General features: G+C 62.2%; 19 protein-coding genes and 2 pseudogenes. 5 read left to right on the top strand and 16 right to left on the bottom strand.

The annotated features are described in order from the left end of the window. Nucleotides 1-116: 116 nt before the first annotated feature. From JFV30_RS13065 to JFV30_RS13050, 4 genes are all read right to left on the bottom strand, one after another. A complete protein-coding gene (locus JFV30_RS13065) occupies nt 117-1,787 on the bottom strand; it encodes a response regulator (protein ID WP_201124176.1) in 1,671 nt (556 codons plus the stop codon). Further along, on the bottom strand, nt 1,784-3,286 hold the full coding sequence (locus JFV30_RS13060; RefSeq protein WP_201124174.1) for an ATPase domain-containing protein: 1,503 nt from the start codon (nt 3,284-3,286) through the stop codon (nt 1,784-1,786). Before JFV30_RS13060 ends, JFV30_RS13065 begins: the two co-directional genes overlap by 4 nt. A gap of 111 nt (nt 3,287-3,397) precedes the next feature. After that, nucleotides 3,398-4,456, bottom strand: coding sequence for a tetratricopeptide repeat protein (locus JFV30_RS13055; RefSeq protein ID WP_201124172.1), 1,059 nt, complete (start codon nt 4,454-4,456; stop codon nt 3,398-3,400). Between the two features lie 75 nt (nt 4,457-4,531). Then, nucleotides 4,532-5,422 (bottom strand): bestrophin family protein, encoded by an 891-nt coding sequence (locus JFV30_RS13050; RefSeq protein WP_201124170.1) that lies wholly within the window; start codon nt 5,420-5,422, stop codon nt 4,532-4,534. A 1,063-nt stretch (nt 5,423-6,485) separates the two neighbouring features. On the opposite strand from JFV30_RS13050, the gene JFV30_RS13045 reads away from it, so the two are divergent. The 5 genes and pseudogenes from JFV30_RS13045 (at nt 6,486) to JFV30_RS13025 (ending at nt 12,039) form a co-directional block, all read left to right on the top strand. Continuing rightward, nucleotides 6,486-8,135, top strand: a complete 1,650-nt coding sequence (locus tag JFV30_RS13045; RefSeq protein WP_201124168.1) for an AMP-binding protein — start codon at nt 6,486-6,488, stop codon at nt 8,133-8,135. Nucleotides 8,136-8,156: 21 nt separating this feature from the next. Next, nucleotides 8,157-8,924 carry an SDR family NAD(P)-dependent oxidoreductase gene (locus JFV30_RS13040; protein WP_169388520.1) on the top strand — a complete coding sequence of 256 codons (768 nt, stop codon included), beginning with the start codon at nt 8,157-8,159 and terminating at the stop codon, nt 8,922-8,924. Nucleotides 8,925-8,935: 11 nt separating this feature from the next. Beyond that, on the top strand, nt 8,936-10,120 hold the full coding sequence (locus tag JFV30_RS13035) for an acetyl-CoA C-acyltransferase (RefSeq protein WP_169388519.1): 1,185 nt from the start codon (nt 8,936-8,938) through the stop codon (nt 10,118-10,120). A 9-nt stretch (nt 10,121-10,129) separates the two neighbouring features. Next, entirely contained in the window at nt 10,130-11,257 is a 1,128-nt protein-coding gene (locus JFV30_RS13030) for an acyl-CoA dehydrogenase (protein ID WP_201124166.1), read from the top strand. Between the two features lie 9 nt (nt 11,258-11,266). Continuing rightward, nucleotides 11,267-12,039 (top strand): annotated as a pseudogene (locus JFV30_RS13025) (enoyl-CoA hydratase). A 51-nt stretch (nt 12,040-12,090) separates the two neighbouring features. Here the strand turns inward: JFV30_RS13025 and JFV30_RS13020 are convergent. The 12 genes and pseudogenes from JFV30_RS13020 to arnC form a co-directional block, all read right to left on the bottom strand. After that, nucleotides 12,091-13,242: an acyl-CoA dehydrogenase family protein gene (locus tag JFV30_RS13020; RefSeq protein WP_201124164.1), complete on the bottom strand. Its 1,152-nt coding sequence runs from the start codon at nt 13,240-13,242 to the stop codon at nt 12,091-12,093. 3 nt (nt 13,243-13,245) lie between these two features. Further along, nucleotides 13,246-14,349, bottom strand: a complete 1,104-nt coding sequence (locus JFV30_RS13015) for an enoyl-CoA hydratase/isomerase family protein (RefSeq protein ID WP_201124162.1) — start codon at nt 14,347-14,349, stop codon at nt 13,246-13,248. Nucleotides 14,350-14,491: 142 nt separating this feature from the next. Then, the gene (locus JFV30_RS13010) at nt 14,492-15,190 is read right to left on the bottom strand and encodes an HPP family protein (RefSeq protein ID WP_201124159.1); all 699 of its coding nucleotides are present in this window, start codon (nt 15,188-15,190) and stop codon (nt 14,492-14,494) included. Nucleotides 15,191-15,365: 175 nt separating this feature from the next. Continuing rightward, entirely contained in the window at nt 15,366-15,545 is a 180-nt protein-coding gene (locus tag JFV30_RS13005; protein ID WP_272903156.1) for a type VI secretion system contractile sheath small subunit, read from the bottom strand. A gap of 510 nt (nt 15,546-16,055) precedes the next feature. Further along, a complete protein-coding gene (locus JFV30_RS13000) occupies nt 16,056-17,678 on the bottom strand; it encodes a phospholipid carrier-dependent glycosyltransferase (RefSeq protein WP_201124158.1) in 1,623 nt (540 codons plus the stop codon). Between the two features lie 3 nt (nt 17,679-17,681). Continuing rightward, a complete protein-coding gene (locus tag JFV30_RS12995) occupies nt 17,682-19,061 on the bottom strand; it encodes a UDP-glucose dehydrogenase family protein (RefSeq protein ID WP_010171078.1) in 1,380 nt (459 codons plus the stop codon). Then, nucleotides 19,058-19,471 (bottom strand): 4-amino-4-deoxy-L-arabinose-phosphoundecaprenol flippase subunit ArnF, encoded by a 414-nt coding sequence (arnF, locus tag JFV30_RS12990; RefSeq protein ID WP_169388514.1) that lies wholly within the window; start codon nt 19,469-19,471, stop codon nt 19,058-19,060. The genes JFV30_RS12995 and arnF overlap by 4 nt, the downstream gene beginning before the upstream one ends. Then, complete coding sequence (gene arnE / locus JFV30_RS12985) at nt 19,468-19,815, bottom strand: 4-amino-4-deoxy-L-arabinose-phosphoundecaprenol flippase subunit ArnE (RefSeq protein ID WP_201124156.1); 348 nt, start codon at nt 19,813-19,815, stop codon at nt 19,468-19,470. Before arnE ends, arnF begins: the two co-directional genes overlap by 4 nt. After that, a complete protein-coding gene (arnT, locus tag JFV30_RS12980; RefSeq protein ID WP_201124154.1) occupies nt 19,812-21,467 on the bottom strand; it encodes a lipid IV(A) 4-amino-4-deoxy-L-arabinosyltransferase in 1,656 nt (551 codons plus the stop codon). Before arnT ends, arnE begins: the two co-directional genes overlap by 4 nt. After that, nucleotides 21,464-22,348, bottom strand: coding sequence for a 4-deoxy-4-formamido-L-arabinose-phosphoundecaprenol deformylase (gene arnD / locus JFV30_RS12975; RefSeq protein WP_201124152.1), 885 nt, complete (start codon nt 22,346-22,348; stop codon nt 21,464-21,466). Before arnD ends, arnT begins: the two co-directional genes overlap by 4 nt. Next, a pseudogene (arnA, locus tag JFV30_RS12970) lies at nt 22,348-24,340 on the bottom strand (bifunctional UDP-4-amino-4-deoxy-L-arabinose formyltransferase/UDP-glucuronic acid oxidase ArnA). The gene arnD and the pseudogene arnA overlap by 1 nt, the downstream one beginning before the upstream one ends. Next, nucleotides 24,337-25,371 carry an undecaprenyl-phosphate 4-deoxy-4-formamido-L-arabinose transferase gene (arnC, locus tag JFV30_RS12965; protein ID WP_032881941.1) on the bottom strand — a complete coding sequence of 345 codons (1,035 nt, stop codon included), beginning with the start codon at nt 25,369-25,371 and terminating at the stop codon, nt 24,337-24,339. The pseudogene arnA and the gene arnC overlap by 4 nt, the downstream one beginning before the upstream one ends. Nucleotides 25,372-25,447 lie beyond the last annotated feature (76 nt).

Below are 25,447 nucleotides of genomic sequence, written 5' to 3'. Positions count from 1 at the left end.
TAGGACACACCTCGGAAAAATTTCGCTCTCCGAGGTGTAAACCTTCGTACCCAAATTCGCGGTGACGATTCCAATCCGCTGGCAAGCAATGATTGCCGGGTTTTGCTGTGCCTACTTCACTCCCTGATCATCTCCCGCACCTTGGCCGTCAACAAATCAAAGGTGAACGGCTTGGTGATCATCTGCATGCCGGGGTCCAGAAAACCCCCACGCACGGCCGCATGCTCCGCATAGCCGGTGATAAACAGCACCTTCAAGTCCGGGCGCACCTGGCGGCCGATTTCCGCGAGTTGCCGGCCATTCATGCCGGGCAGGCCAACGTCACTGATCAACAGGTCAATCCGCTGGCTGGACTCGATGATCGGCATGGCGCTGTCGGCGTCACCGGCTTCCACAAACGCATAGCCCAACTCACTCAACACGGCGCTGACCAGCACCCGAACGGCCGGGTCGTCTTCGACGATCAGCACGGTTTCGCCCGCATTGGCGAAGGGCAGCAAGGCGGGATTGGGCGTTTCATCAGCGATTATTTCGCCCACGAAACGCGGCAGGAACAGGCTGACGGTGGTGCCTTCGCCGACCACGCTGTGAATCGTCACGTGGCCATGGGACTGGCGGGCAAAGCCATAAATCATCGACAGCCCCAGGCCCGTGCCCTGGCCAATCGGCTTGGTGGTGAAGAACGGGTCAAAGGCGCGGCTGATCACGCTTTCGGGCATGCCGCAGCCGGTGTCGCTGACGCTCAGCTCCACGTAGTCACCGGGAGTGAGGGTGCCGTAGGCCGCCGTAAACACGTTGTCGAGGTGACGATTGGTGGTTTCCACTACCAGTTGGCCGCCACTGGGCATGGCGTCCCGGGCATTGATCGCGAGGTTGAGCAGGGCGCTTTCGAGTTGATTGGGGTCGACCTCGGCGGTCCACAGCTGCTCGCTCAGCCTTATGTCCAGCGCAATGCTCTCGTTGAGGCTGCGTTGCAGCAGCTCGCCCATGGAGGCCACCAGTTGGTTGATCTGCACCGGTTTTGAATCCAGTGACTGGCGCCGGGAGAACGCGAGCAGGCGGTGGGTGAGGGCGGCGGCGCGGTTGGCCGAGGTCACGCCCAAGTCGATCAGGCTGTCGAGGTCGTCGATGCGCCCTCGGGCCACCCGTCGTCGCAGCAACTCAAGGCTGCCGATGATGCCGGTGAGCATGTTGTTGAAGTCATGGGCAATACCGCCGGTCAATTGGCCCACAGCTTCCATTTTCTGTGACTGGCGCAGCGCTTCTTCGTTATTGCGTAGCTGTGCGGTGCGTTCTTCCACCTGCTGTTCGAGGGTTTCCAGCGTACTTTGCAGACGTTGTTCGCTCTGGCTCAGGTCGATCAGACGGTCTCGGGCTTCGTATTGCCGCCGGCGACCACGCAGCGCCGTGGTCACGAGGCTGATCAGGGTCACCGGATGGAACGGCCGTTCCAGGAAGGTGACGTTGCCCAGCAGCGTACTCAAGCGCGATGAGCCGTTCTGTTCGCTGCCGCCATGATGGGTCATCAGCACGATGGGCAAGTCCGACCATGCCGGCTGATGCTGCAAATGAGTCAGCAGCGGTTCCAGGTCGATGCCGTGCATGGCCTCGGCCGCGACGATCAGCAACCCGGCGCCCTGTTCCAGTTCGTCGCAGAGCATCTGCAGGTGGCCGGCGACGATGCCGCTGAAGCCCGCCTCGTTGAGCATCATCAGCGCCAGAGTGCTGTCGCGGCCCAGTGGCGCCAGGATGATTGCCCGCTCGGAGATGGCGGGTGCGCCACTCACGAACCTTCTTCCTTGAGCAGCGGGTTATCGGTGCCCATGTAGGTGGGGACGCCACGCAACACACCCTGGAACGCGTCGAGGGGTTCGCCGATGGTCATGCCTCGGCCGCCGATGCGGTATTCGCGAATCGTCGATTCGTGGCTGCCCGTACGTTTCTTGATGATCGAGATGGCCCGGCGGACTTTGCCGAGGGCTTCGAAGTAACGCAGCAGGATCACGGTGTCGGCCAGGTAGGTGATGTCCACCGGCGCCTGCATGTCGCCCACCAGCCCGTGCTGGGCCACGGTCATGAAGGTCGCGGCGCCACGACGGTTGAGGTACAGCAGCAGTTCGTGCATGTGCAGGATCAGCGCGTTTTCTTCCGGCATCGCCGCCTGGTAGCCGTTGACGCTGTCGATCACCACCGTCTTGATCCCGCGTTCATCCACGCAGCGGCGCACCCGGTGGGAGAATTCGCCGGGGGACAGTTCGGCGGCATCGACTTGCTCGATCAGCAGGTTGCCGGTGCCTTGCAGGGCTTCCAGGTCGATGCCCATGTTCTTCATGCGCTCGAACAGCAGCCCCAACTCTTCATCAAAAATGAACAGCGCGGCTTTCTCGCCCCGGGCGACGGCAGCGGCGGCGAAGATCATCGAGATCAGCGATTTGCCGGTACCGGCCGGGCCCAGGATCAAGGTGCTGGAACCGGTTTCGATCCCGCCGCCCAACAAGGCATCCATCTCGCCGATGCCGCTGGTCAAGGTTTGACGGTTATAGCCGCCACGGTGCTCGGCTGCCACCAGGCGCGGGAATACATGCACGCCGTCTTCCATGATGGTGAAGTCGTGAAAGCCGCCGCGGTACTTCTGGCCACGGTATTTCACTATCCGCACGCGCCGGCGTTCGGCGCCGTAGTTGGGGGTCAGTTCTTCCAGGCGAATCACGCCGTGGGCCACGCTGTGTACGGTTTTGTCGAGGGACTCGGTGGTCAGGTCGTCCAGCAGCAACACCGTGGCGTCGTAGCGCACGAAGTAATGCTTGATCGCGAGGATTTGCCGGCGATAGCGCAGGGAGCTTTGGGCCAGCAAGCGGATTTCCGAAAGGCTGTCGATGACCACGCGGGTGGGTTTGACCCGTTCCACCACTTCGAAAATCTGCCGGGTGGCTTCACCCAGCTCAAGGTCCGAGGAGTACAGCAGGCTCTGCTGGTGCTCGGCATTCAGCAGGCTTTCCGGCGGCGTGAGCTCGAAGATATGAATGTGTTCGTCCAGGTCCCACCCGTGGGACTTGGCACCCTGGCGCAACTCGCGTTCGGTTTCCGACAGGGTGATGTAGAGCGAACGTTCGCCATTGCGGGCGCCTGCCTGGAGGAAGTGCAGGGCTACCGTCGTTTTACCGGTGCCTGGTTCACCTTCGAGCAGGAACAGGTGGCTGCGTGAAAGCCCCCCGGCAAGAATGTCGTCCAGACCTTCAATACCGGTGGCCGCCTTTGCTGTGAACAGCTCTTTGGATGTAGACAAGAAGTGCCCTCGGGTCACGTATCAGTAGGGGGCAGCACCCGCTGGGGCGCGCCATATTTACTTGACCGTGGCGCCGTGTAGCGGTTCAACGTTTTGTATCAATTACAGCGTTTACAGGCCTTGTTGCAGCGCCGGGTCGTCCGGGTTCTGCTGTTCAAGCTGCGCCAGCAAGACCTGGACGTTCTGCAACTGGCCGGTTTCTTTCCAGTAGTTGACCAGCAATACCCGCGCCTTGCGATTGGCCGGGTTGCGCTGGACGATTTCTTCCAGTTGGCGCTGGGCGGCTTCCACTTCCTGCTGGGCGTGCAGGGTGGTGGCCAGGTCGTAGCGGTAGTCCTGATTGTTCGGTTCCAGCTCCACCGCCCGGGACAGGCTGAGCAGGGCAAAAGGGCGCTCCCCGTGGTGCAGCAGCCACATGCCCAAGGCATGTTGCAGGTAAGCCGAATCGGGATGGGCCTGCAGCTGCCTGGCCAGGAGCTGGCGGGACTCGTCGACCTTGCCCTGTTTATCCAGCAATTCGATTTGTGCGACCACCGCCTGCAGATTGTCCGGTTGCAGGCGCATCGCCTGTTCCAGGGCGTTTTGTGCATCGGGCAGCAGCGCGCTGTGAATGTACAGGCGCGCCAGTTGAATCCAGCCTTCGGGGCTTTCGGGCTGGCCCTTGAGCAACTTCACGTATTCGTCGAGCACTTGCTGCAATGGGCCGAAGTACAGCCCCAGGGTGTCGGGGGACAGCCCCAACAGGGCATTGGCCGCAGCAAACCGAACGCTTTGTTCCGGGTCATCCAGCAGCGGGCCGAGCAACAGCGTGCGCTGGCCGCTGGGCACCAGGCCGACGATGCTGTGGATCGCCGCCTCGCGCACCATTGGCGCGTCGTTGGCCAGGTCCTTGTCCGCCAGCTTCAGGGCCTGGGGGCTGGGGTAATTGGGCAATTCGGCATGCAAGGCGGCGCGGCGCACGTCGGACAGGTCCGGGCGACCCAGCTGCTGATACAGCACGCGGGCGGCGCCGGGTTCGCCGTTATGTGCCTGTTTCAAGGCCTTGGCGTAACCGTGGGCGATGGCCGGGGGCACGACCACCGGGGGTGTACGGGTGAAATACCAGGTGATTGCGGCGATAAACAACAGGGCGCACAGGCCGATGATGGAGTAACGGCGTGACTTTGACATGCAGGCGTCCGAAAGCTGGGGAGCTAGTGCAAAGCCATCAGCTTCGGTCAGGTCATCGCGACTGTCAAACCCGCATCACGTCAGCACGAATTCAATCGGTTCAAGGGCCGGCGGCAACTCGGTTTCGCCGAGGGCGGCGAGAATCTCGCGTTCCAGGGTGCGGACGATGGCGTTACAGGGCAAGTCGTTTTCGTCGAAGCCGAACGGGTCTTCGAGGTCGTCGCCGATTTCGTCCAGGCCGAAGAAGGTGTAGCTGACGATCGCGGTAAAGACCGGCGTCAGCCAGCCCAGCGGCTCGGCCATGGCGAAGGGCAGCAGAATGCAGAACAGGTAGATGGTGCGGTGCAGCAGCAAGGTGTAAGGGAAGGGCAGCGGCGTGTGCTTGATCCGCTCGCAGGAGGCCTGGACCTGGCTGAGGCCGTACAGCCGGGTTTCCAGTTGGGTGTAGCGCCATTCGGTGATGTGGCCTTGTTCGGCCAGTTTTGAGCAGCGTGCGCCGAGGTCTTGCAGGATGCGGTCGGGCAGGTTCGGGTGGCTGGCCTCGACGCTGACCCACGGCTGGATCGCCCGGGCTTCGTCTTCCAGGCGCAGGCGGGCGACCAGGCCATGGGCAAAGCCGCACAGGCTGCGGAGCATGCTTTCGCGTTCGGCGGTGGTGAAAATTTGGGTTTCGCGGATCAGCGAGCGTACTTCAATGATCATCTGGCCCAGTTGTTTGCGGCCTTCCCACCAGCGGTCGTAGCAGGCGTTGTTGCGAAAGCTCATGAAGATTGACAGCGACAGGCCCAGCAAAGTGAAGGGGGTGGCGTTGACCTTCGAGAAGTAGGCCGGGTGCAGGGTTTCTACCAGCACGATGACTGAGGCCAGCAAGGTGACCAGCAGGCTGCGCAGGGCGATGCGCTTGGCGATTGAGCCCTTGAGGGAGAACAGGATGCCGAGCAGGTTGGGTTTGGGGCGGACGATCATGGGTGGGCTTCTTGGGTGGCGCAGGCCTCAAGCTTAGAAGCTTGGGGGTAGAGCGTCCAATCGCTTGGGCTGACTGGGTGATTGGTGGGGTCTATCGCCCGGGGGCTTTTGGTGTACATATCCGTTATTTGGGTAACGGCTACTTATGGTTTCGCTCTTACAGCGACTCACTTTGGAAAAGCCCCAAAGTAAGCAAAGGGCTCTGCCCCGCCTGTCGGCACCTCGCCTAGGCTCGGTGTTCCCTCACTCCGGCGCTGCTCCGCGGGCCGCCGCGATGGGCCATCCTTGGCCCAGCGCGGCTAAACCGGCGTCCTGCCGGTTTACCCGCTCCGCACCACCTGCGTTCGGCCTCGGGCTTATTGGGGCAGTCAGAGCCAGATCAAAATCAAAAGCAAGAGCACAGCGGCCTACAGGCCGGCTTGAGTGGTAGAAGCCAGAGCAAAAGCCAAAGCGAAAGCAAAGCTGCTTTTCTGTAGGGGCCGGCTTGCCGGCGAAAAACCTGAGGTCGCCGCGTTGAATCAGGACGCCAACGTCATCGTTAACGACCATCGCCGGCAAGCCAGCTCCTACAGGGATCGTGCTCGCTTTAGATTTTGATTTGCTTCTACCACTCAAGCCGGCCTGTAGGCCGCTGTGCTGTTGATCTGCTTTTGATCTTGATCTTGGGCGCCCCGTTAAACCACGCTGGCCGAACGCAGGTAGTACGGAGCGGGTAAACCGGCAGGACGCCGGTTTAGCCGCGACGGGGCAGGGACGCCCCGTCGCGGCGGCCCGCGGAGTAGTACCGGAGAGAGGGCACACCGAGCCTGAGCGAGGTGCCGAGTGGTGGGGCAAGAGCGTTTTGCTTACTTTTGCGCTGTTCAAAAGTGAGCCGCTGTAAGAGCGGAACCATAAGCGGCCGTTACCGCAGCAACGGATATACCCCCAAAAAGCGCAGCCCCCTTGGCCAAACCAGTCAACCAAGTTGAAAGCTTTGACCATTGCCCGCCCACCGCTCTAGAGCGACTATTTCACCGGTCTACGTACCCATCCTGAAAATAAAAACACACAGGGATTTGAAGCGATGCGTGATTACTCGGCTGCCACCACCCAGTTCAACTACCAACACACCGTCGACGCCGCCCTGTCGGGCAACTTGCAGGCGCTCAACGCCTGCGTCGAATGCTGCGACCGCCACGCATTGCCCGGCCGCATCGCACTGTTCTGGGAGGGCAAGGACGGCCGCAGCGCCACGTCCACCTTCACCCAACTGCAAGACCAGGCCGCACGCTTCGCCAACTTCCTCCTGGCCCAGGGCGTCAAACGCGGTGACAAGGTAGCGGGCCTCCTGCCACGCACCGCCGAGTTGCTGGTGGTGGTACTCGCCACCTGGCGCATCGGCGCGGTCTATCAGCCCCTGTTCACCGCCTTCGGCCCCAAAGCCATCGAACACCGCCTGAACAGCTCCGGCGCAGCGTTGGTGGTGACTGACGCCGTCAACCGTCCCAAGCTCAATGAAGTGGCCGACTGCCCAACCATCGTCACCGTCTCCGGCCCCAACGGCGAAGGCATCGTGCGTGGCGATTTCAGCTTCTGGGCCGAGTTGCCCAACTATTCCAATGCCTGCGAGCCGGTACTGCTGGGCGCCGAAGACCCATTCCTGCTGATGTTCACCTCCGGCACCACCGGCCCGTCGAAAGCCCTGGCCGTCCCGCTCAAGGCGATCGTCGCGTTCCAGAGCTACACCCGCGATGCCGTGGACCTGCGCCCCGAGGACGCGTTCTGGAACGTCGCCGATCCGGGCTGGGCCTACGGCATCTATTTCGGCGTCACCGGCCCGTTGTCCATGGGCCACCCGATCACCTTCTACGACGGCCCGTTCACCCTCGAAAGCACCTGCCGCGTCATCAACAAATACGGGATCACCAACCTCACCGGATCGCCGACGGCCTACCGCCTGCTGATTGCTGGCGGCGAGCAGTTCGCCCAGTCGATCAAGGGCAAGCTGCGCATTGTCAGCAGCGCCGGCGAGCCGTTGAACCCGGAGGTGATTCGCTGGTTCGCCGACAACCTCGGCGTGACCATCCACGACCACTACGGCCAGACCGAACTGGGCATGGTGCTGTGCAATCACCACGGCCTGGAGCACCCGGTGCATGTCGGTTCTGCCGGTTTTGCCTCGCCGGGGCATCGCATCGTGGTGCTGGACGACGACCATCAGGAACTGCCCGCCGGCCAGCCGGGCATTCTCGCCATCGACCGCGAGCAATCGCCAATGTGCTGGTTCGCCGGCTACGACGGGGTCAAGACGAAGGCTTTCGTCGGCAAGTACTACCTCAGCGGCGACACGGTGGAGCTGAACCCCGACGGCAGTATCAGCTTCGTGGGGCGCAGTGACGATGTGATCACCACCTCCGGCTACCGGGTCGGTCCGTTCGATGTGGAAAGTGCCCTGATCGAGCACCCGGCGGTGGTGGAAGCGGCGGTGGTGGGCAAGCCCTGCCCGGAACGCACCGAGATCGTCAAAGCCTTTGTAGTGCTCAGCGAGCAGTACCGCGCCGAGCCGGCCCTGGCCGAAGAGCTGCGCCAGCACGTGCGCAAGCGCCTGGCGGCCCACTCGTACCCACGGGAAATCGAATTTGTCAGCGAGCTGCCCAAGACCCCGAGCGGCAAGCTGCAACGCTTCATTTTGCGTAATCAGGAAATCGCCAAGGCCCAGGCGGCTACGGCGTAATCCCTCTTCAAGGAAACAATGATGCAGATTGAGAACAAGGTTTTTCTGGTCAGCGGCGGCGCTTCAGGCCTCGGCGCGGCAACCGCCGAGATGTTGGTAGCGGCCGGTGCCAAGGTGATGCTGGTGGACCTGAACGCCGACGCCGTCGCCGCCCAGGCGCAAAAACTCGGTGAGCAGGCGCGCAGCGTGGTCGCGGATATCAGCCAGGAAGCCGCTGCCGAGGCTGCGGTGCAGGCCACCGTTGCTGCGTTTGGTGGGTTGCACGGGCTGGTCAACTGCGCCGGGGTGGTGCGTGGCGAGAAAATCCTCGGCAAAAATGGCCCACACGCGTTGGCCAACTTTGCCCAGGTGATCAACGTCAACCTGATCGGCAGTTTCAACCTGTTGCGCCTGGCCGCAGCCGCCATCGCTGAAACCGAGGCGAATGCCGATGGCGAGCGCGGCGTGATCATCAACACCGCCTCGGTGGCGGCCTTTGACGGCCAGATTGGCCAGGCGGCGTATGCCGCCTCCAAGGGCGCGATTGCCAGCCTGACCCTGCCGGCGGCCCGCGAACTGGCGCGCTACGGGATTCGGGTGATGACCATCGCCCCCGGCATTTTCGAAACCCCGATGATGGCTGGCATGACCCCGCAAGTGCGCGAGTCCCTGGCCGCCGGTGTGCCGTTCCCGCCACGCCTGGGCAAGCCAGGCGAGTACGCCGCGCTGGTGCGGCATATCATTGAAAACAGCATGCTCAACGGCGAGGTGATCCGTCTCGACGGTGCCTTGCGCATGGCGGCCAAATAAGGAGATTTTTCATGACTGATCCAATCGTTATTGTCAGCGCGGTACGTACCCCGATGGGCGGGTTCCAGGGCGACCTCAAAGGCCTGACTGCCCCGCAATTGGGCGCTGCGGCGATTCGCTCGGCGGTCGAACGGGCCGGTATTGCCAGCGACGCCGTGGATGAGGTGTTGTTCGGCTGTGTGCTGCCCGCCGGCCTCGGCCAGGCCCCTGCGCGCCAGGCGGCCCTCGGCGCCGGCCTGGACAAATCCACCCGCTGCACCACCCTCAACAAGATGTGCGGCTCAGGCATGGAAGCCACCATCCTGGCCCATGACTCATTGCTGGCGGGCAGTGTGGACGTGGTCATCGCCGGTGGCATGGAGAGCATGTCCAACGCGCCGTACCTGCTGGACCGCGCCCGCAGCGGTTACCGCATGGGCCACGGCCGGGTGCTCGACCACATGTTCCTCGACGGCCTCGAAGACGCCTATGACAAAGGCCGCCTGATGGGCACCTTTGCCGAGGACTGCGCCGAGCACAACGGCTTTTCCCGCGAGGCCCAGGACGCGTTTGCCATAGCGTCCCTGACCCGTGCGCAACAGGCGATCACCGACGGCAACTTCATCGCCGAAATCGTTCCGGTACAGGTCACCGTGGGCAAGGAGCAGAAAACCATCACCCACGATGAACAGCCGCCCAAAGCCAAACTGGACAAGATCGCCACCTTGAAACCAGCCTTCCGCGAAGGCGGCACGGTGACGGCCGCCAACTCCAGCTCGATCTCCGACGGTGCAGCGGCGCTGCTGCTGATGCGTGAGTCTGAAGCGCAAAAACGTGGGCTCAAGCCGTTGGCGGTGATCCATGGCCACGCAGCCTTTGCCGACGAGCCAGGCCTGTTCCCGGTCGCGCCGGTGGGGGCGATCCGCAAGCTGATGACCAAGACCGGCTGGAACCTCGACGAGGTCGACCTGTTTGAAATCAACGAAGCCTTCGCTGTGGTCAGCCTGGTGACCATGAGCAAGCTGGAAATCCCCCACAGCAAGGTCAACATCCACGGCGGCGCCTGTGCCCTGGGGCATCCGATCGGTGCGTCCGGCGCACGGATCCTGGTGACCCTGCTCTCGGCCCTGCGCCAGAAAGGCCTCAAGCGCGGCGTCGCAGCCATCTGCATCGGCGGCGGTGAAGCCACGGCCATGGCCGTTGAATGCCTGTACTAAGGAACACCTATGCTCCCGAATGACGAACAACTGCAAATCAGCGAGGCTGCCCGGCAATTTGCCCAGGAACGGCTCAAACCGTTCGCCGCCGAGTGGGACCGCGAGCATCGCTTTCCCACAGAGGCCGTCGGCGAAATGGCCGAACTGGGCTTTTTCGGCATGCTGGTCCCGGAAGAATGGGGCGGTTGCGACACCGGCTACCTGGCCTATGCGATGGCCCTGGAAGAAATCGCCGCCGGCGACGGCGCCTGCTCGACCATCATGAGCGTGCACAATTCGGTGGGCTGTGTGCCGATCCTCAAGTTCGGCAATGATCAACAGCGAGAGCAGTTCCTCAAGCCCCTGGCCAGCGGCGCGATGCTCGGCGCGTTTGCCTTGACCGAACCCCAGGCCGGCTCCGACGCCAGCGGCCTGAAAACCCGGGCCCGGCTGGAAGGCGATCACTACGTGTTGAATGGCTGCAAGCAGTTCATCACCTCCGGCCAAAACGCCGGGATCGTGATCGTGTTTGCGGTCACCGATCCGGCCGCCGGCAAGCGGGGCATCAGCGCGTTTATCGTGCCCACCGACTCGCCGGGCTACAGCGTGGCGCGGGTCGAGGACAAGCTCGGCCAGCACGCTTCCGACACCTGCCAGATCCTGTTTGAGGACGTGAAAGTGCCGGTCGGCAATCGTTTGGGCGAGGAGGGTGAAGGCTACCGAATCGCCCTGGCCAACCTTGAAGGCGGGCGCGTCGGCATTGCCTCGCAAGCGGTGGGCATGGCGCGAGCGGCGTTTGAAGCGGCCCGGGATTACGCCCGTGAGCGGGAAAGCTTTGGCAAGCCGATCATCGAGCACCAGGCCGTGGCGTTCCGCCTGGCGGACATGGCCACGCAAATCGCCGTCGCCCGGCAGATGGTGCATTACGCCGCCGCGCTGCGTGACAGCGGCAAGCCGGCGCTGGTGGAAGCCTCAATGGCCAAGCTGTTTGCGTCGGAAATGGCCGAAAAGGTCTGTTCGGCGGCCTTGCAAACCCTTGGCGGTTACGGTTACCTGAGCGACTTTCCACTGGAACGGATCTACCGCGATGTGCGGGTCTGCCAGATTTACGAAGGCACCAGCGATATTCAACGCATGGTCATTTCACGCAATCTCTGAGGAGCATCTATGAGTTACGAAACCATTTTGCTGGACGTCCAGGGCCGTGTCGGGCTGATCACCCTCAATCGCCCGCAAGCGCTGAACGCCTTGAATGCTCAACTGGTCAGCGAGTTGAACCAGGCGCTGGACAGCCTGGAAGCCAATCCGGAAATCGGCTGCATCGTGCTCACCGGCTCGAAAAAGCCTTTGCCGCCGGCGCCGACATCAAGGAAATGGCCGAGCTGACTTACCCGCAGATCTACCTGGACGACCTGTTCAGCGACAGCGACCGCGTGGCCAACCGCCGCAAGCCGATCATTGCGGCGGTCAACGGTTTTGCCCTGGGCGGCGGGTGTGAGCTGGCTTTGATGTGCGACTTCATCCTGGCCGGTGACAACGCCAAGTTCGGCCAGCCGGAAATCAATCTCGGCGTACTGCCGGGCATGGGCGGCACCCAGCGCCTGACCCGCGCCGTGGGCAAGGCCAAGGCCATGGAAATGTGCCTGACCGGCCGGTTTATCGATGCGGTGGAAGCGGAGCGTTGCGGGATTGTCGCGCGGATCGTGCCGGCGGATGAGTTGCTGGATGAGGCGCTGAAGGTTGCGACCCTGATTGCCAGCAAGTCGGTGCCCATCAGCATGATGGTCAAGGAAAGCGTCAACCGTGCGTTTGAAGTGAGCCTGTCTGAAGGTGTGCGCTTTGAGCGCCGGGTGTTCCATGCAGCATTTGCCACACTGGATCAGAAGGAAGGCATGGCGGCGTTTGTGGCCAAGCGTGCGCCGGAGTTCAAGGATAAGTAAGGCCAAGGTGGGAGCCTGATGGCTCCCACTGTTTCAATTTAAATCAACTGGTTACAGCTGATAGTTCTTAAGCTCTCGAGCAATCACCATCCGCTGAATCTCGCTGGTGCCCTCGTAAATCTGGGTAATTCGCGCATCCCGGTAGTAACGCTCCACCGGGTAATCCTCCAGATAGCCATACCCCCCATGAATCTGCATCGCTGAGGAGCACACCTTCTCGGCCATTTCCGAGGCAAACAACTTGGCCTGGGAAGCTTCCGACAGGCACGGCTTGCCCGCACTGCGCAGTCTGGCGGCATGCAGGATCAGCAAGCGCGCGGCGTTCAGGCGGGTCTGCATGTCGGCCAGCAGGTTGGCCACGCTCTGGTGTTCAATGATCGCCTTGTCGAACTGCACCCGGTCACGGGCATAGGCCAGCGCCGCTTCAAAGGCGGCCCGGGCGATGCCCAGCGCCTGGGCGGCAATCCCGATGCGGCCACCCTCGAGGTTGGACAGGGCGATGGCCAGGCCTTTGCCGCGTTCGCCCAGCAGGTTGGCTTCGGGCACGCTGCATTGGTTGAGGGTGACGGCGCAGGTGTCCGAGGCACGAATGCCCATCTTGTGTTCGGTACGGTCCACCACGAAGCCCGGGGTGTTGGTGGGCACCAAAAAGGCCGAGATGCCTTTCTTGCCGAGGTCCGGGTCGGTCACCGCAAACACGATCGCCAGCTTGGCGCGCTTGCCGTTGCTGACGAACTGCTTGGCGCCGTTGATCACCCACTGGCCGTCCCGCAGTTCGGCACGGGTGCGCAGGTTGTGGGCTTCGGAACCGGCCTGGGGCTCTGTCAGGCAGAAGCAGCCGATGGCCTGGCCGCTGGCCAGTTCCGCCAGCCAGGTTTCCTTTTGTGCTTGTGAGCCGTAGTTGAGGATTGGCCCGCAACCGACTGAATTATGGATACTCATCAGTGCGCCGGTCGCGCCATCGCCGGCGGAGATCTCTTCCACCGCCAGGGCGTAGGCCACGTAGTCGACGTAGGTGCCGCCCCATTCCTCGGGGACCACCATGCCCAGCAACCCCAGTTCGCCCATCTTGGCGACCAGGGCATCGTCGATCCAGCCGGCTTTTTCCCAGGCCTGGGCGTGAGGCGCGATTTCGCCTCGGGCAAAGTCCCGGGCCATGTCGCGGATCATTATCTGTTCTTCAGTAAATTCAATATCTTGCATGACTTAGTTCCCGTTCTTGTCGAAGTCGCGGAAGAAGCTCTCGACATGATCAGCCTCCAACGCCTGGAGGGTCGGAGGGTTCCAGCGAGGGGTTTTGTCTTTGTCGATCAGCAGGGCGCGTACACCTTCGATCAGGTCGCCACGGGCGAACCATTGGCGGTCCAGGTGCAATTCCAGGGCGAAGCACTGCTCCAGGGGCAGGTGGCGACCCCGGCGCAGCATCTGCAGGGTGACGGCCATGGCCAGGGGCGAGCGGGTCTGCATCAGGCTGACGGTGGTCAACGCCCAGTCGTGACTGTCGGCAACGGTGACTTGCTGCAACTGCTCAACGATGCTCGGCACGTCCGGCAAGGCAAAAAAGTGGTCGATGGCCGGGCGCAGTGCCGCCAGCGGTGCGTCGGGCAATTGCTGTACGGCCAGGCCGGCCAGCAGGCCTTGCAGGTCCTTGAGCGGCGAGTCGTGCCAGTGCAGTCGGTCGAGCCGCTGATCGAGCTCGCTGAGTTTGGCGCTGTCGAGGTACCAGTCGGCAAGCCCGCAATACAGGGCGTCGGCCGCGCGAATCTGCACCCCGGTCACACCGAGGTAGATCCCCAGTTCGCCGGGAATACGCGGCAGGAAATAGCTGCCGCCCACGTCAGGGAAATAACCGATGGCCACTTCTGGCATCGCCAGGCGGCTGCGTTCGGTGACCACTCGCAGGTCGGCGCCTTGCACCAGCCCCATGCCGCCGCCGAGGACAAAGCCGTCCATCAGCGCCAGCACCGGTTTGCGGTAGTGGTGGATGGCGAGGTCGAGGGCGTATTCCTCGACGAAGAAGTCTTCGTGAAGGGTGTCGCCGTTCTTGAAGCTGTCGTACAGCGAGCGAATGTCGCCGCCGGCGCAGAAGGCTTTTTCCCCGGCACCGCGCAGCACCACGGCGTGCACCCGGGGGTCGTCCGCCCAGGCCTGCAAATGCCGGCTGAGGCTGCGGACCATGTCCAGGGTAATGGCATTCAGGCCGGCGGGGCGATTGAGCGTCAGGTGGCCTATGTGGTTGCGTACTTCAGCCAGGACCTGGTCTTGCAGAATCCCGGCGCTGCTTGCCTCGGATGAAACCTGAGCAGTCATCTCTAACTCCCTGCTTTTATTGTTCTTTATCAAGATGTTCGGGGGCGAACGCTCTCGCGATCGTACCAGTGCAAATTTGCCCAGTACAAGTCGGAATCCTGCAGGTCGTTTTTGCATTTTTGCACGATGGGCTGCATCGGCCCTAGCGTTGGAAAACCGCCCCGATAGCGCGTCGCCGGGCGTACCGTTCGCTGGCCTGGATCAGCTCTTCCAGTTCCTGTGGGGTCACGTCCAGGAACTGCTCGCGCTCGGCCAGTGCCTGCTTGAGGTCTTCGGCACTGATACCGGGGTTTTCGATGGCGGTCGGCATAAAGCTCGGCGCCGCCGGTTCGCTGGCGCCCTTGGGGTAACGTGTGCGCGTCGCATTATTGTAGGCCAGGGCGCACGCCACCATGACGGCGGCACCCAGCATGACTGCGCCCATTTCCTGCCAACCCAGGGCGATGGAGGCGGGGTCTGCCAGCACCAGGCTCATGGCCAGCCCACCCGCCGGTGGGTGCAGGCAACGCAGCCAGCAGATCAGGATCACCGTCATCCCGGCGGCCAGGCAGGCGCTGCCCAGGGTGCGCCCCAGTACCCGGGCCACCAGCAAGGCAACGACCCCGGCGCACAGGTAGCTGCCGATGATCGACCAGGGTTGGGCCAGTGCGCCGGATGACACGGCAAACAGCAGCACCGCCGAGGCCCCGAGCGGGCCGATGAGGTGCAGGGCCACCTCCATGCCGAACACCTGGGCACACACCCAGACACTGAAGAGCGTGCCCAGGGCCATGCCGATCGCGGCACGGCTCCATTCGGCGGGGCGGGTATTGATGGCAGCGGGTAACCAGCGAGCGAGCATTGACAGACGGTCCATAAAAAGCGGGCGAAAAAAAGGCCTGTCTGGTTTCCCGGAAAAGCCCTTCAAAAAAGTTCCTGCATTTGGGGGAGGAACCTGCGCAGTGTGCCCATCGGGCAAAGTTGCCGCCAATGCATATTAATGCAGGTCAAGTGCAGTATTTTTGCAGTTAACCGCCTCAGCCGAAGGGTATCAGCCGCGTCGGGGGTGGCAGGGGGCTGCTGACCTTGCCCAGCACCCGGTCATTGGTTTCTTCGTTGATCAGCAGGTTCTGCACGTTTTCCCGCAGTGACGGGTTGTTGGCCAGCGGCCCCTTGAGCACCACCAGCGCATCGCGCAGCTCCATCAGTCGATCCAGCTTGGGAACCGGAACATAGCCAACGCTTGCCTGTGAAGAGGGTGTTTGAAGAGTGGTTGTAAAACCTGTCGCAGAAGAGAGGGCGGGCAATGGTTGGTCGGACACGGAGCATTCCTCTAGAGTAAATAAACGGCAGGATTAAGTGCTGTTTAAACTTGTTTATTGTTATTGCAACTCTTTCTATAACCGGGTGAGCAACGATTTGAGCTGGTTTCTTTCAAAATTGTCAGGAAGGCCCTGAGTCGAGCCTCTGGTGCTGTTTTAAATAGTGGGGAAGGTAGTAATTAATTAACTCACTTGGCAGGCGAGTCTACAGTTGGGGACTTTAAGCGGGAAGGGGAGTTGCATCGGTGGTTACGGATAGAAGCGTAGGATTTTTCTTGATAGTTACTGTCTGGAAATTTACAGAAGTTATCGGATAAAGAAGCTTCTTACATACACCGGAGTTTTAAACTACGGATAGCACCGACACGGGATAAGCGGGTTGCCCGCTTATCCCATTGCCAGGTATCAAGGCTGTGGGTTTTTGACCAAATGCAGCAACACATACGGGTTCTTGTCGAACTGCCCGGTCAACACCGGCACCAGTGAGCGAAACCGTGGATCGCTCAACCCTTCAAAGTCCGCCTGGCTCATGATCAGCCAGGCAGGTGCCTGAATCGGTGCCAGCTCGGCGGTCAACTGGGTAAACAGCGGCACCCGGTCGCAATCGAGGTTGACCATGAACTTGATGGCTTTCGCATCCTTGCCCAGCGCGTGCAGCACCAGCGGCGCCCGTTCCTGCTGGATGAGCGTCTGGGCCTGGAGGGTAAAGGTGCGCGTGTCATACAGCCGGCGCTCCAGGGGTTCGACCATCACGATATAGGCGAGCCATACCGCCAGCACGGCGGTGAAGGCCGGGCCCAGGTAGCGAAGGCGCGTCTTGAACAGAAACCCCAGTGCCAGCGTCTGGAGGGCTATCAGGATCCCGAACACCGGGTTGAGGCTGCCAATCTCCCCGGGGAAGCGATGACGCGCCACGAACAAGCCGGCGATCAACAGCCCGGGAATGGCCGTCCAAAGCGCCAGCATCAGCCAGCGCAGCCCGGCGAACAGTCGCCCCCGATCAACCTGGAACGGATACGCGGCGATGATCGCCGCCATGGGCAGCATCGGCAGTACATAGCGGGCCTTTTTCGCCTGGGGCACCGACAGGCCGATCATCACGATCAAACCTGCGGCGAGGCAGTACAGCACCAGCTTCAGCGCCGGCCCCTGGTCTTCGCGACCACCGGCAACGATCGCAATCAGCGCCAGTATGGCCAGCGGATACGCCGGGGCGTAGTTGCCCAGGGAACTGCTGAAGTAATACAGCACGCTGCCGGAGCCTTCAGTCCCGTCCATGCGGCCGAGGAACTGCATGCGGATCACGTCCTGCATGAACCCTTCGCCGCCGCTGAGCTTGGCCAGCAGCAACAGCAGGCCGACACACGCCGCCAGCAATGCCAGGGCCAACAGGCCGAAACTGAACAGCTGCCGCCATTGGCGATTGATCAGGTAGTAGCTGCACAGCATGCCGGTGGGAATCACCAGGCCGATCGGCCCACGAATCGCGAACCCTGCGATCAGCAGCGCAAACAGCCAGTGCAAGCGCTTGCCGGCGCCGAAGTGATCATGGGCATACCCCAGGTAAAACACCGCCAGGGCCACCGCGGCCAGCATCTGGTCGAGGGACACTGCGCGGGTTTCGCTGATGAAGGTGCTGCTGAGCAGCATCACCGCGATGCTCAGCAGCGCCCAGCGCCGGGAGTAGGGCGCCGTCAGGCGATAGACCAACACCACGATCAGCGCCGACGCAATGGCCGTCGGCAGCCAGGCCGTCAGGCTGGTGACCTGCCCCAGGGGCAGGGACAGCAGCCAGGTCAGCAGTGTCGAGGTGGCGAGGTAGTCGGCATAAGGCTGCCCGTAGGTCGTCGGGAAGAAACCCGGGCCATGGCGCAGCATCTCCTGGGCGAACAGCACGAAGCGCGAATCAAAGCCAATGATTGCCTGGTTCCAGTTGCCCGCGATAAACAGGACGAGCGCCAGGAGCCCCAGCAACCATGAGTGTCGGCGAATCGTCGGGCTGAGCAGGGGCGGATGAGCTCTGTCCACGTCTTAGGCTTCCTCGGCCTGAGGTACCCAGTTTTGCTGGGGGATCGGCAAATTGCAGGAGTCGCCGCGGCCCATCGGGAAGTACTGGATGCCTTTGCGTGCCAGGCGTTCGCCGTCGTACAGGTTACGGCCGTCGAAGATCACCGGGGTTTTCAGGCGCTGCTGGATCAGGTCGAAGTCTGGCGCCTTGAACTGCTGCCATTCAGTGCAAATGATCAAGGCGTCGGAACCGCTCAGGGTCGATTCCGGGGTGCCCATCAGCATCAGGCGCGGGTCATCGCCATAGATGCGCTGGGTTTCCTGCATGGCTTCCGGGTCAAACGCGCGCACATTGGCGCCGGCGGCCCACAGGGCTTCCATCAGCACACGGCTTGGTGCGTCGCGCATGTCGTCGGTGTTCGGTTTGAACGCCAGGCCCCACAACGCGAAGGTCTTGCCCTTGAGGTCGCCCTTGAAGAACGCGTTGGCGCGTTCGAACAGCTTGCTCTTCTGGCGCTGGTTGATCGCTTCCACGGCTTCCAGCAGGTCGCTGGAGCAGTTGGCGGCCTTGGCGCTGTGGATCAGGGCACGCATGTCCTTGGGGAAGCACGAGCCGCCATAACCGCAGCCCGGGTAGATAAAGTGATAACCAATGCGCGAGTCGGCACCAATGCCCAAACGCACGGCTTCGATGTCGGCGCCCAGGTGTTCGGCCAGTTCGGCGATCTGGTTGATGAAGCTGATCTTGGTGGCCAGCATGCAGTTGGCGGCGTACTTGGTCAGTTCGGCGCTGCGCAGGTCCATGAAGATGATGCGGTCGTGGTTGCGGTTGAACGGTGCATACAGTTCACGCATCACCTCGCGCACTTCTTCACGCTCGCAGCCAATGACGATGCGGTCCGGGCGGCGGCAGTCGGCAACGGCCGAGCCTTCCTTGAGGAATTCCGGGTTGGAGACGATATCGAACTCCAGATGGCGGCCGGCCAGGTGCAGGGCTTTTTCCATGTGGGCACGCAAGGTGTCGCCAGTGCCGACGGGCACGGTGGACTTTTCCACCAGGATCACCGGTTGTACCCGGTGACGGGCCACCGCATCGCCTACCGACAACACGTATTTCAGGTCGGCCGAGCCGTCTTCATCCGAAGGCGTGCCCACGGCGATAAACAGGACTTCGCCGTGCTCGACCGCGAGTTTTTCGTCATAGGTAAACGTCAGGCGCCCGCCTTCGAGGTTTTCCTTGACCATGGCCGCCAGGCCCGGCTCGAAAATGCTCACGTGGCCCTGTTGCAGTTGCTTGACCTTGTTCTCGTCAACGTCCATGCAGATGACATCGTGACCGACTTCGGCCAATACGGTGGCCTGCACCAGACCGACGTAACCACTACCAAATACACTGATTTTCATGGGGCATTCCTGGGACTTGTGGTGCTAGCACGACGAGAGTTGATAGTCAGGACTCCGAGGATGACCAAGGCCACTCCCGCAGTTTTTGAAACGGAAAAATGTTCGTTGAACACCGGCAGGCTGGCGGCCAGCAGGTACACCAGCGCGTAGCTGATGCTGAGCAGCGAATAGGCGCGCCCCAGCGGCAGGTCTTTCAGCGCGCCCAGCCAGCAGAGCATCGACAGGGCATAGGCGATGATCGCCAGGATCACCACGCCCAGTGCGCCGAGGTCGATGGCACCGGTGTTGAGCGCTGTCAGCCATTCGGCGGGCAGCGGCAGGCGCGTCATGCTCCAGCGCATGCCCAACTGGGCACCGCTCACCAGTGCAACGCTGCCCAGGGCCAGGGCAAAACCGCGAGCGCGACTCATACCTGACGCCCCAGCAACACCACACCGGCAATCACCAGCAGCACGCCGAACCAATGGCGGCCGTCGATGTGTTCGTGGAACACAAAGCGCGCCACCAGGGTCACCAGTACAAAGTTGAGGCTGAGCATCGGGTAGGCGATGCCGACTTCCAGGCGTTGCAGCACCAGCAGCCACACCAGCAAACCCAGGCCCAGGCATATCAGCGCCGACCACAGCCACGGCGAGCGCAGCTTCAAGGCCCAACCGTCGGGCTGGTCACGCCAGCCTTCCACGGCAAACTTCTGGGACACCTGGCCCATGCAGGTCAGCAGGCACGCGCCCAACAACAGCAGCAGTGTGGTCATGGGGCACTCTGCGGGAAAATCAGAATCACGATATTGCCTTGCTCGTAGCGCTTGCCGTCTTTGGGCAGCAGCTCCACTTCCTGGCGCTCGTCGTCACCCTTGACCCGCATGACCACGCCCACCGAACCCTGTTTGCGCGCGTCGGTCATCCATTGCTGGACATGGGCGGCATCGATCTTGCGGTAAGCGGTGTCCGGGAAGGCGATGCCGTATTTCACTTCGCCAACGGTGTTGTAAAGCATCACTTCGGGACGCTGCAGGCGCCACGACAAGGCCGAGGCCGCACCCAGGTCGTTGCTCAGCAACGCGGTGGTGGGCTGCAATTCCTGGAGGTGATCGATGATGAACTGGTCCGGGGTCTTGTTATAAACCACCGAGTGCGGCAACGCGGCCGGCACCAGTGCCACCAGCAGCCAACTGCCGATCACCGGTGCGGCCCACAGGTGCAGCGGGCGGGCGGCTTGCAGCAAATTGGCGATGATCCAGCCGAACAGGAAGATGAACACCAGCACCAGGCTCAAGGTTTCCTGGCCGTGCTCATACACCGGTTTCTTCAACTGGAACCAGGTCAGGGCCAGCAGCCCCAATACGCCGAGGATCAGGTTCAGCCAGCCGTTGATGCGCAGTACGCGGCCACGGGCCTGGGCCAACTTGTCGGCCAGGGTATGGCCCATCAACAATGCCAGCGGCAGCAGGCACGGCATGATGTACGACGGCAGCTTGCCCTTGGCCAGGCTGAAGAACGCCAACGGCATCAGCAGCCACAGCAGCAGGTAGGCGATGTGGGCACTGCGCTTTTCCAGCCACGCCTGTTTGACGGTGGACGGCAGCAACGCCATCCACGGCAGGGTGAACGCTACCAGCAACGGCAGGTAGTACCAGAAGGGTTCGGAGTGCTGGGCGTCTTCGCCGGCAAAGCGCTGGATGTGCTCGTGCCAGAAGAAGAAATTCCAGTAATCCGGTTCCTGGGCATGCACCATCAGCGCCCACGGCAGGCTGACGACAATCGCGACGACCACGGCCACCAGGCCATAGGTGAGCAGCTCACGAAAGCGTTTTTGCCAGACCATGTAGGGCATGGCGATCAACACCGGCAGCAACCAGGCGAGGAACCCCTTGGTCATGAAGCCCATGCCGCAGGCGAACCCGAGCAAGGCCCAGGACCCCAGGCGGCCACGGGGGGTGGTGCTGTCGAAGCAGAACCACAGCGCAGCCCCGGTCAGGTTGACCCAGAAGGTGAACTGCGGGTCGAGGTTGGCATAGCCCGCCAAAAACGCGACGCTGACGAAACTCATGTAAAGCACGGCGCTGACCAGGCTCTTGCGCGGGTCGTTCCACAAACGCCGGGCCACGAAGTACACCAGCAGGATGCTCAGGCCGGTGCTCAAGGCCGAGGCAAAACGCACGCCGAACAGGTTCTGGCCGAAGATCGCCTGGCCCAGCGCGATCATCCAGTACCCGGCAGCCGGTTTTTCGAAGTAGCGAATTCCCATGAAGTGCGGCGACGCCCACTTGCCGGTCAGCAGCATTTCCTGGCTGATCTGCGCATAGCGGGTTTCGTCGGGAATCCACAGCCCGTGGGTGGCCAGCGGGATCAGGTAGAACACCCCGAAAGCCAACAGGAGCATGGGCAGGGCCCAGCGCCGGATCATGCCTTTTGCACTCCGAGCCAGCCTTCACGGCCGCTCAGCACGCCGCGCACCAACTGTTGCTGGGGCAGGGTGGTCACGTCGGCGGGCAACAGGTCGCCCAACGGTTTGAACGCGATGCCGCGCTGCCCTGCCTGGGCGAGCAACTGGCGAAAATCATTGGCCATCAGAATCCCTTCTACTTCTGCGTGGATCGTATAAACGTTGAGCTTCGACGGCTTGAAGCGGTCGAGGATGAACGCATTGAAATCCTTGGCAGCCACTACCGGGCCCACGACTTCGTCGAAGGTCGGCATGTCCACCGGAATTTGTGGCGTGCCGGCACTGCCATCCGCCAGGGTCGGTCGGAACAGGCTGGTACCACGGCAATCGCTGTTGTAACGGAAGTTGAACGGTTGCTTGGCTTGCACCACGCGCTCATCGGCACGCCAGCCGGCGGCGGCGGAACAGTCGATGCGCTCACCGAGGATGTCGCTCAAGGTGTCGACGCCACGGCGGATCTGCTCGACCAGCTGTTTGTCGCTCCAGCTTCCGGTGTTGGCCTGCCAGCCATGGTGATCCCAGGCGTGCAGGCCGACTTCATGCCCGGCAGCCTTGGCCTGGCGCATCAAATGCCCCAGGTCGCGACCGATGGGTTTGCCCGGCCAGGCGGTGCCGGCCAGCAAAATGTCCCAGCCGTACAAACCGGCAGCATTGGAGCGCAGCATCTTCCACAGGAACTGCGGGCGGATCAGGCGCCACAAGTGGCGCCCCATGTTGTCCGGCCCGACGCTGAAGAAGAAGGTTGCCTTGACCCCGGCTTCATCAAGCGACTCCAACAACCTTGGCACCCCTTCACGGGTGCCTCGGTAAGTGTCGACGTCGATGCGTAGACCCGCTTGCATCAACGCTTGTCCGCGATTTCGAGCATGGCTTCACGCAGGAAGAAATCCAGGGTGTTGCCGATGGTTTCGCTCATCTCCACGGTAGGCTCCCAGTTCAGCAGGCGCTTGGCGTTTTCGATGCTTGGCTTGCGGTGAGCCACGTCCTGAGTAACCGGTGCCGTAGAACGCCTTGGATTCCACGTCGCGGAAACCGGCGAACGGAGGGAAGTTGCTGCGCAGCGGGTGAGCTTCGAACTGACGCAGCAGTTCTTCGCCCAGCTGACGGATGCTGGCTTCGTTTTCCGGGTTGCCGATGTTGATGATCTGGCCGTTGCAGTTGTCGTTGTCGTTATCAATGATGCGGGCCAGGGCTTCGATGCCGTCGGCGATGTCAGTGAAGCAACGTTTCTGCTCGCCACCGTCGAACAGACGGATTGGCGTGCCTTCCACCAGGTTCAGGATCAGCTGGGTGATGGCGCGGGAGCTGCCGATACGGGCCGAGTCCAGGCGGTCGAGGCGCGGGCCCATCCAGTTGAACGGACGGAACAGCGTGAACTTCAGGCCTTTGTCGCCGTAAGCCCAGATCACGCGGTCCAGCAGTTGCTTGGAGACCGAGTAGATCCAGCGCTGCTTGTTGACCGGGCCCACCACCAGGTTGGAGGTGTCTTCGTCGAAGTACTGGTCCTGGCACATGCCATACACTTCGGAGGTCGACGGGAAGATCACGCGCTTGTTGTACTTCACGCAGTAGCGAACCAGTTTCAGGTTCTCTTCGAAGTCCAGTTCAAATACGCGCAGCGGGTTGCGGGTGTATTCGATCGGGGTGGCGATGGCCACCAGCGGCAGGACCACGTCGCACTTCTTGATGTGGTACTCGATCCACTCGGAGTGAATGCTGATGTCGCCTTCCACGTAGTGGAAGTTAGGGTGGCTGCGCAGGCGCTCGATGGCGTCGGAACCGATGTCCAGGCCGTAGATTTCGTAACGGTCGTCGCGCAGCAGGCGCTCGGACAGGTGGTTACCGATAAAGCCGTTCACACCCAGGATCAATACGCGGGTACGGCGTGGCTTGCGACCGGACTCGGCGCCGCGCAGCACGGAACCGTCCACCAAGCCCAGCTCATCCGCCAGGGACGGGCCGGCCAGGTACAGGCCGTTTTCGTTGCGCTGGCCGAACTTGACCACCAGGGAATCTTCACCGCAGGCGATGCGCAGCGGGTTGACGCTGATCACGCGGCCTGGGGCCAGGCCTTCGTTGCCCTTGACGACGTCAGCGCTCCAGACGATCAGCTTGTGCTCGCCCACGGCGCAGAAGGCGCCCGGGTAAGGCTGGGTCACGGCACGCACCAGGTTGAACAGCTCTTCAGCCGGTTTTTTCCAGTCCAGCTTGCCGTCTGCTGCGGTGCGGCGACCGAAGTAGGTGGCCTGGCTTTCGTCTTGTGCGGTTTCAGCCAGCTTCCCTTGAGCCAGTTGCGGCAGGGCGTCGCGCAGCAGGTTGGTGGCCGCCTCACGCAGTTTGGCGTGCAGGGTCAGGCCGGTGTCGGTGCGGTCGATCACGACTTTCTGCTGGGCCAGGATCGCGCCGGCATCGGCACGCTTGACCATGCGGTGCAGGGTCACGCCGGTTTCGGTTTCGCCGTTGACCAGCACCCAGTTGGCCGGTGCACGGCCACGGTACTTAGGCAGCAGGGAGCCGTGCAGGTTGAACGCGCCTTTTTTGGCGGTGGCCAGCAGGGCTTCGCTCAGCAGGTTGCGGTAGTAGAACGAGAAGATGTAGTCCGGGTTGAGCTTGGCGATGCGCTCGATCCACAGCGGGTGGTTGGCGTCTTCCGGGGCGTGCACCGGGATGCCATTGCGGGCGCACAGTTGGGCGACGGAACCGTAGAAATTGTTTTCCTTGGGGTCATCGGCATGGGTGAACACGGCAGCAATTTCGTAACCCGCATTGAGCAGGGCTTCGATGCCTGCACAGCCAATATCGTGGTAAGCGAAGACAACAGCTTTTGAATTCATGACGAAACCTGATCGGAAGGAGAAGTAGAGGTGTGGGAAGACGTCAGGCCATCGACCGTAAAGGTCTCGGCCGGTGCTGCCGGTTGGTTGCGCAGCACTTTTTCAATAAAGAACCGTGGGCGGGCCCGCACATCGCTGTACATGCGGCCCAGGTATTCACCCAAGAGGCCCATGCCGATGAACTGGCCACCGGTGAACACGAACAGCACGGCGAACAGCACGAACATGCCGTCGCCGGCCCAGCCAGAGCCGAAGGCCAGGCGCAACACAATCAGTGCGACCGCAAACAGCATGCCCAGCGCCGCCAGGCTGAAACCGACGATGCTCAACAGGCGCAGTGGCGTGGTGGTCATGCAGGTCAGCAGGTCGAACATCAGGCTGATCAGGCGCATCGGGCTGTACTTGGACTCGCCGTGTTCACGCTCGGCGTGATGCACCAGGATTTCCGTGGTGTGGCGCGCAAAGCTGTTGGCCAGGATCGGGATAAAGGTGCTGCGCTCGCGGCAGGCCAGCATGGCGTCGACGATGGTGCGGCGATAAGCGCGCAGCATGCAGCCGTAGTCGCTCATGGCCACGCCGGTGGAGCGTTGCACGGCGAGGTTGATCAGGCGCGAAGGCCAGCGGCGGAAGGCCGAGTCCTGGCGATTGTTGCGCACGGTGGCAACCACGTCGTAGCCCAGGGCGGCCTGTTCGACCAGGCGCGGGATTTCTTCCGGCGGGTTCTGCAGGTCGGCGTCGAGGGTGATCACCACGTCGCCCCGGCAATGCTCGAAGCCGGCCATGATCGCGGCGTGCTGGCCGTAGTTGCGGTTGAGGATCACCGCGACCACGTTGCTGCCTTCGAGCGCGGCGGCGTCTTCCAGCAATTGCGCAGAGTTGTCGCGGCTGCCGTCATCCACCAGGATGATTTCGTATTCGTAAGCCAGCTGCTTGCAGGCGGCCATGGTGCGGCGCAGCAATTCAGGCAGGCTTTCTTGTTCGTTGTAGACCGGGATAACGATCGACACGCAATGAATTGGATAGGGTTTCAAAGATTCATTACCTCGGGGGTTAGAGCAACTTGGAGCGTAAACACAGCAGTAATCACAAGCCTGGAACACCAGGCGC

The organism is Pseudomonas sp. TH32 (assembly GCF_016650855.1).
Lineage (GTDB): Bacteria > Pseudomonadota > Gammaproteobacteria > Pseudomonadales > Pseudomonadaceae > Aquipseudomonas.
The sequence above is the reverse complement of the archived record's forward strand: the minus strand, read 5'-3'. Positions and strand labels throughout refer to the sequence as shown.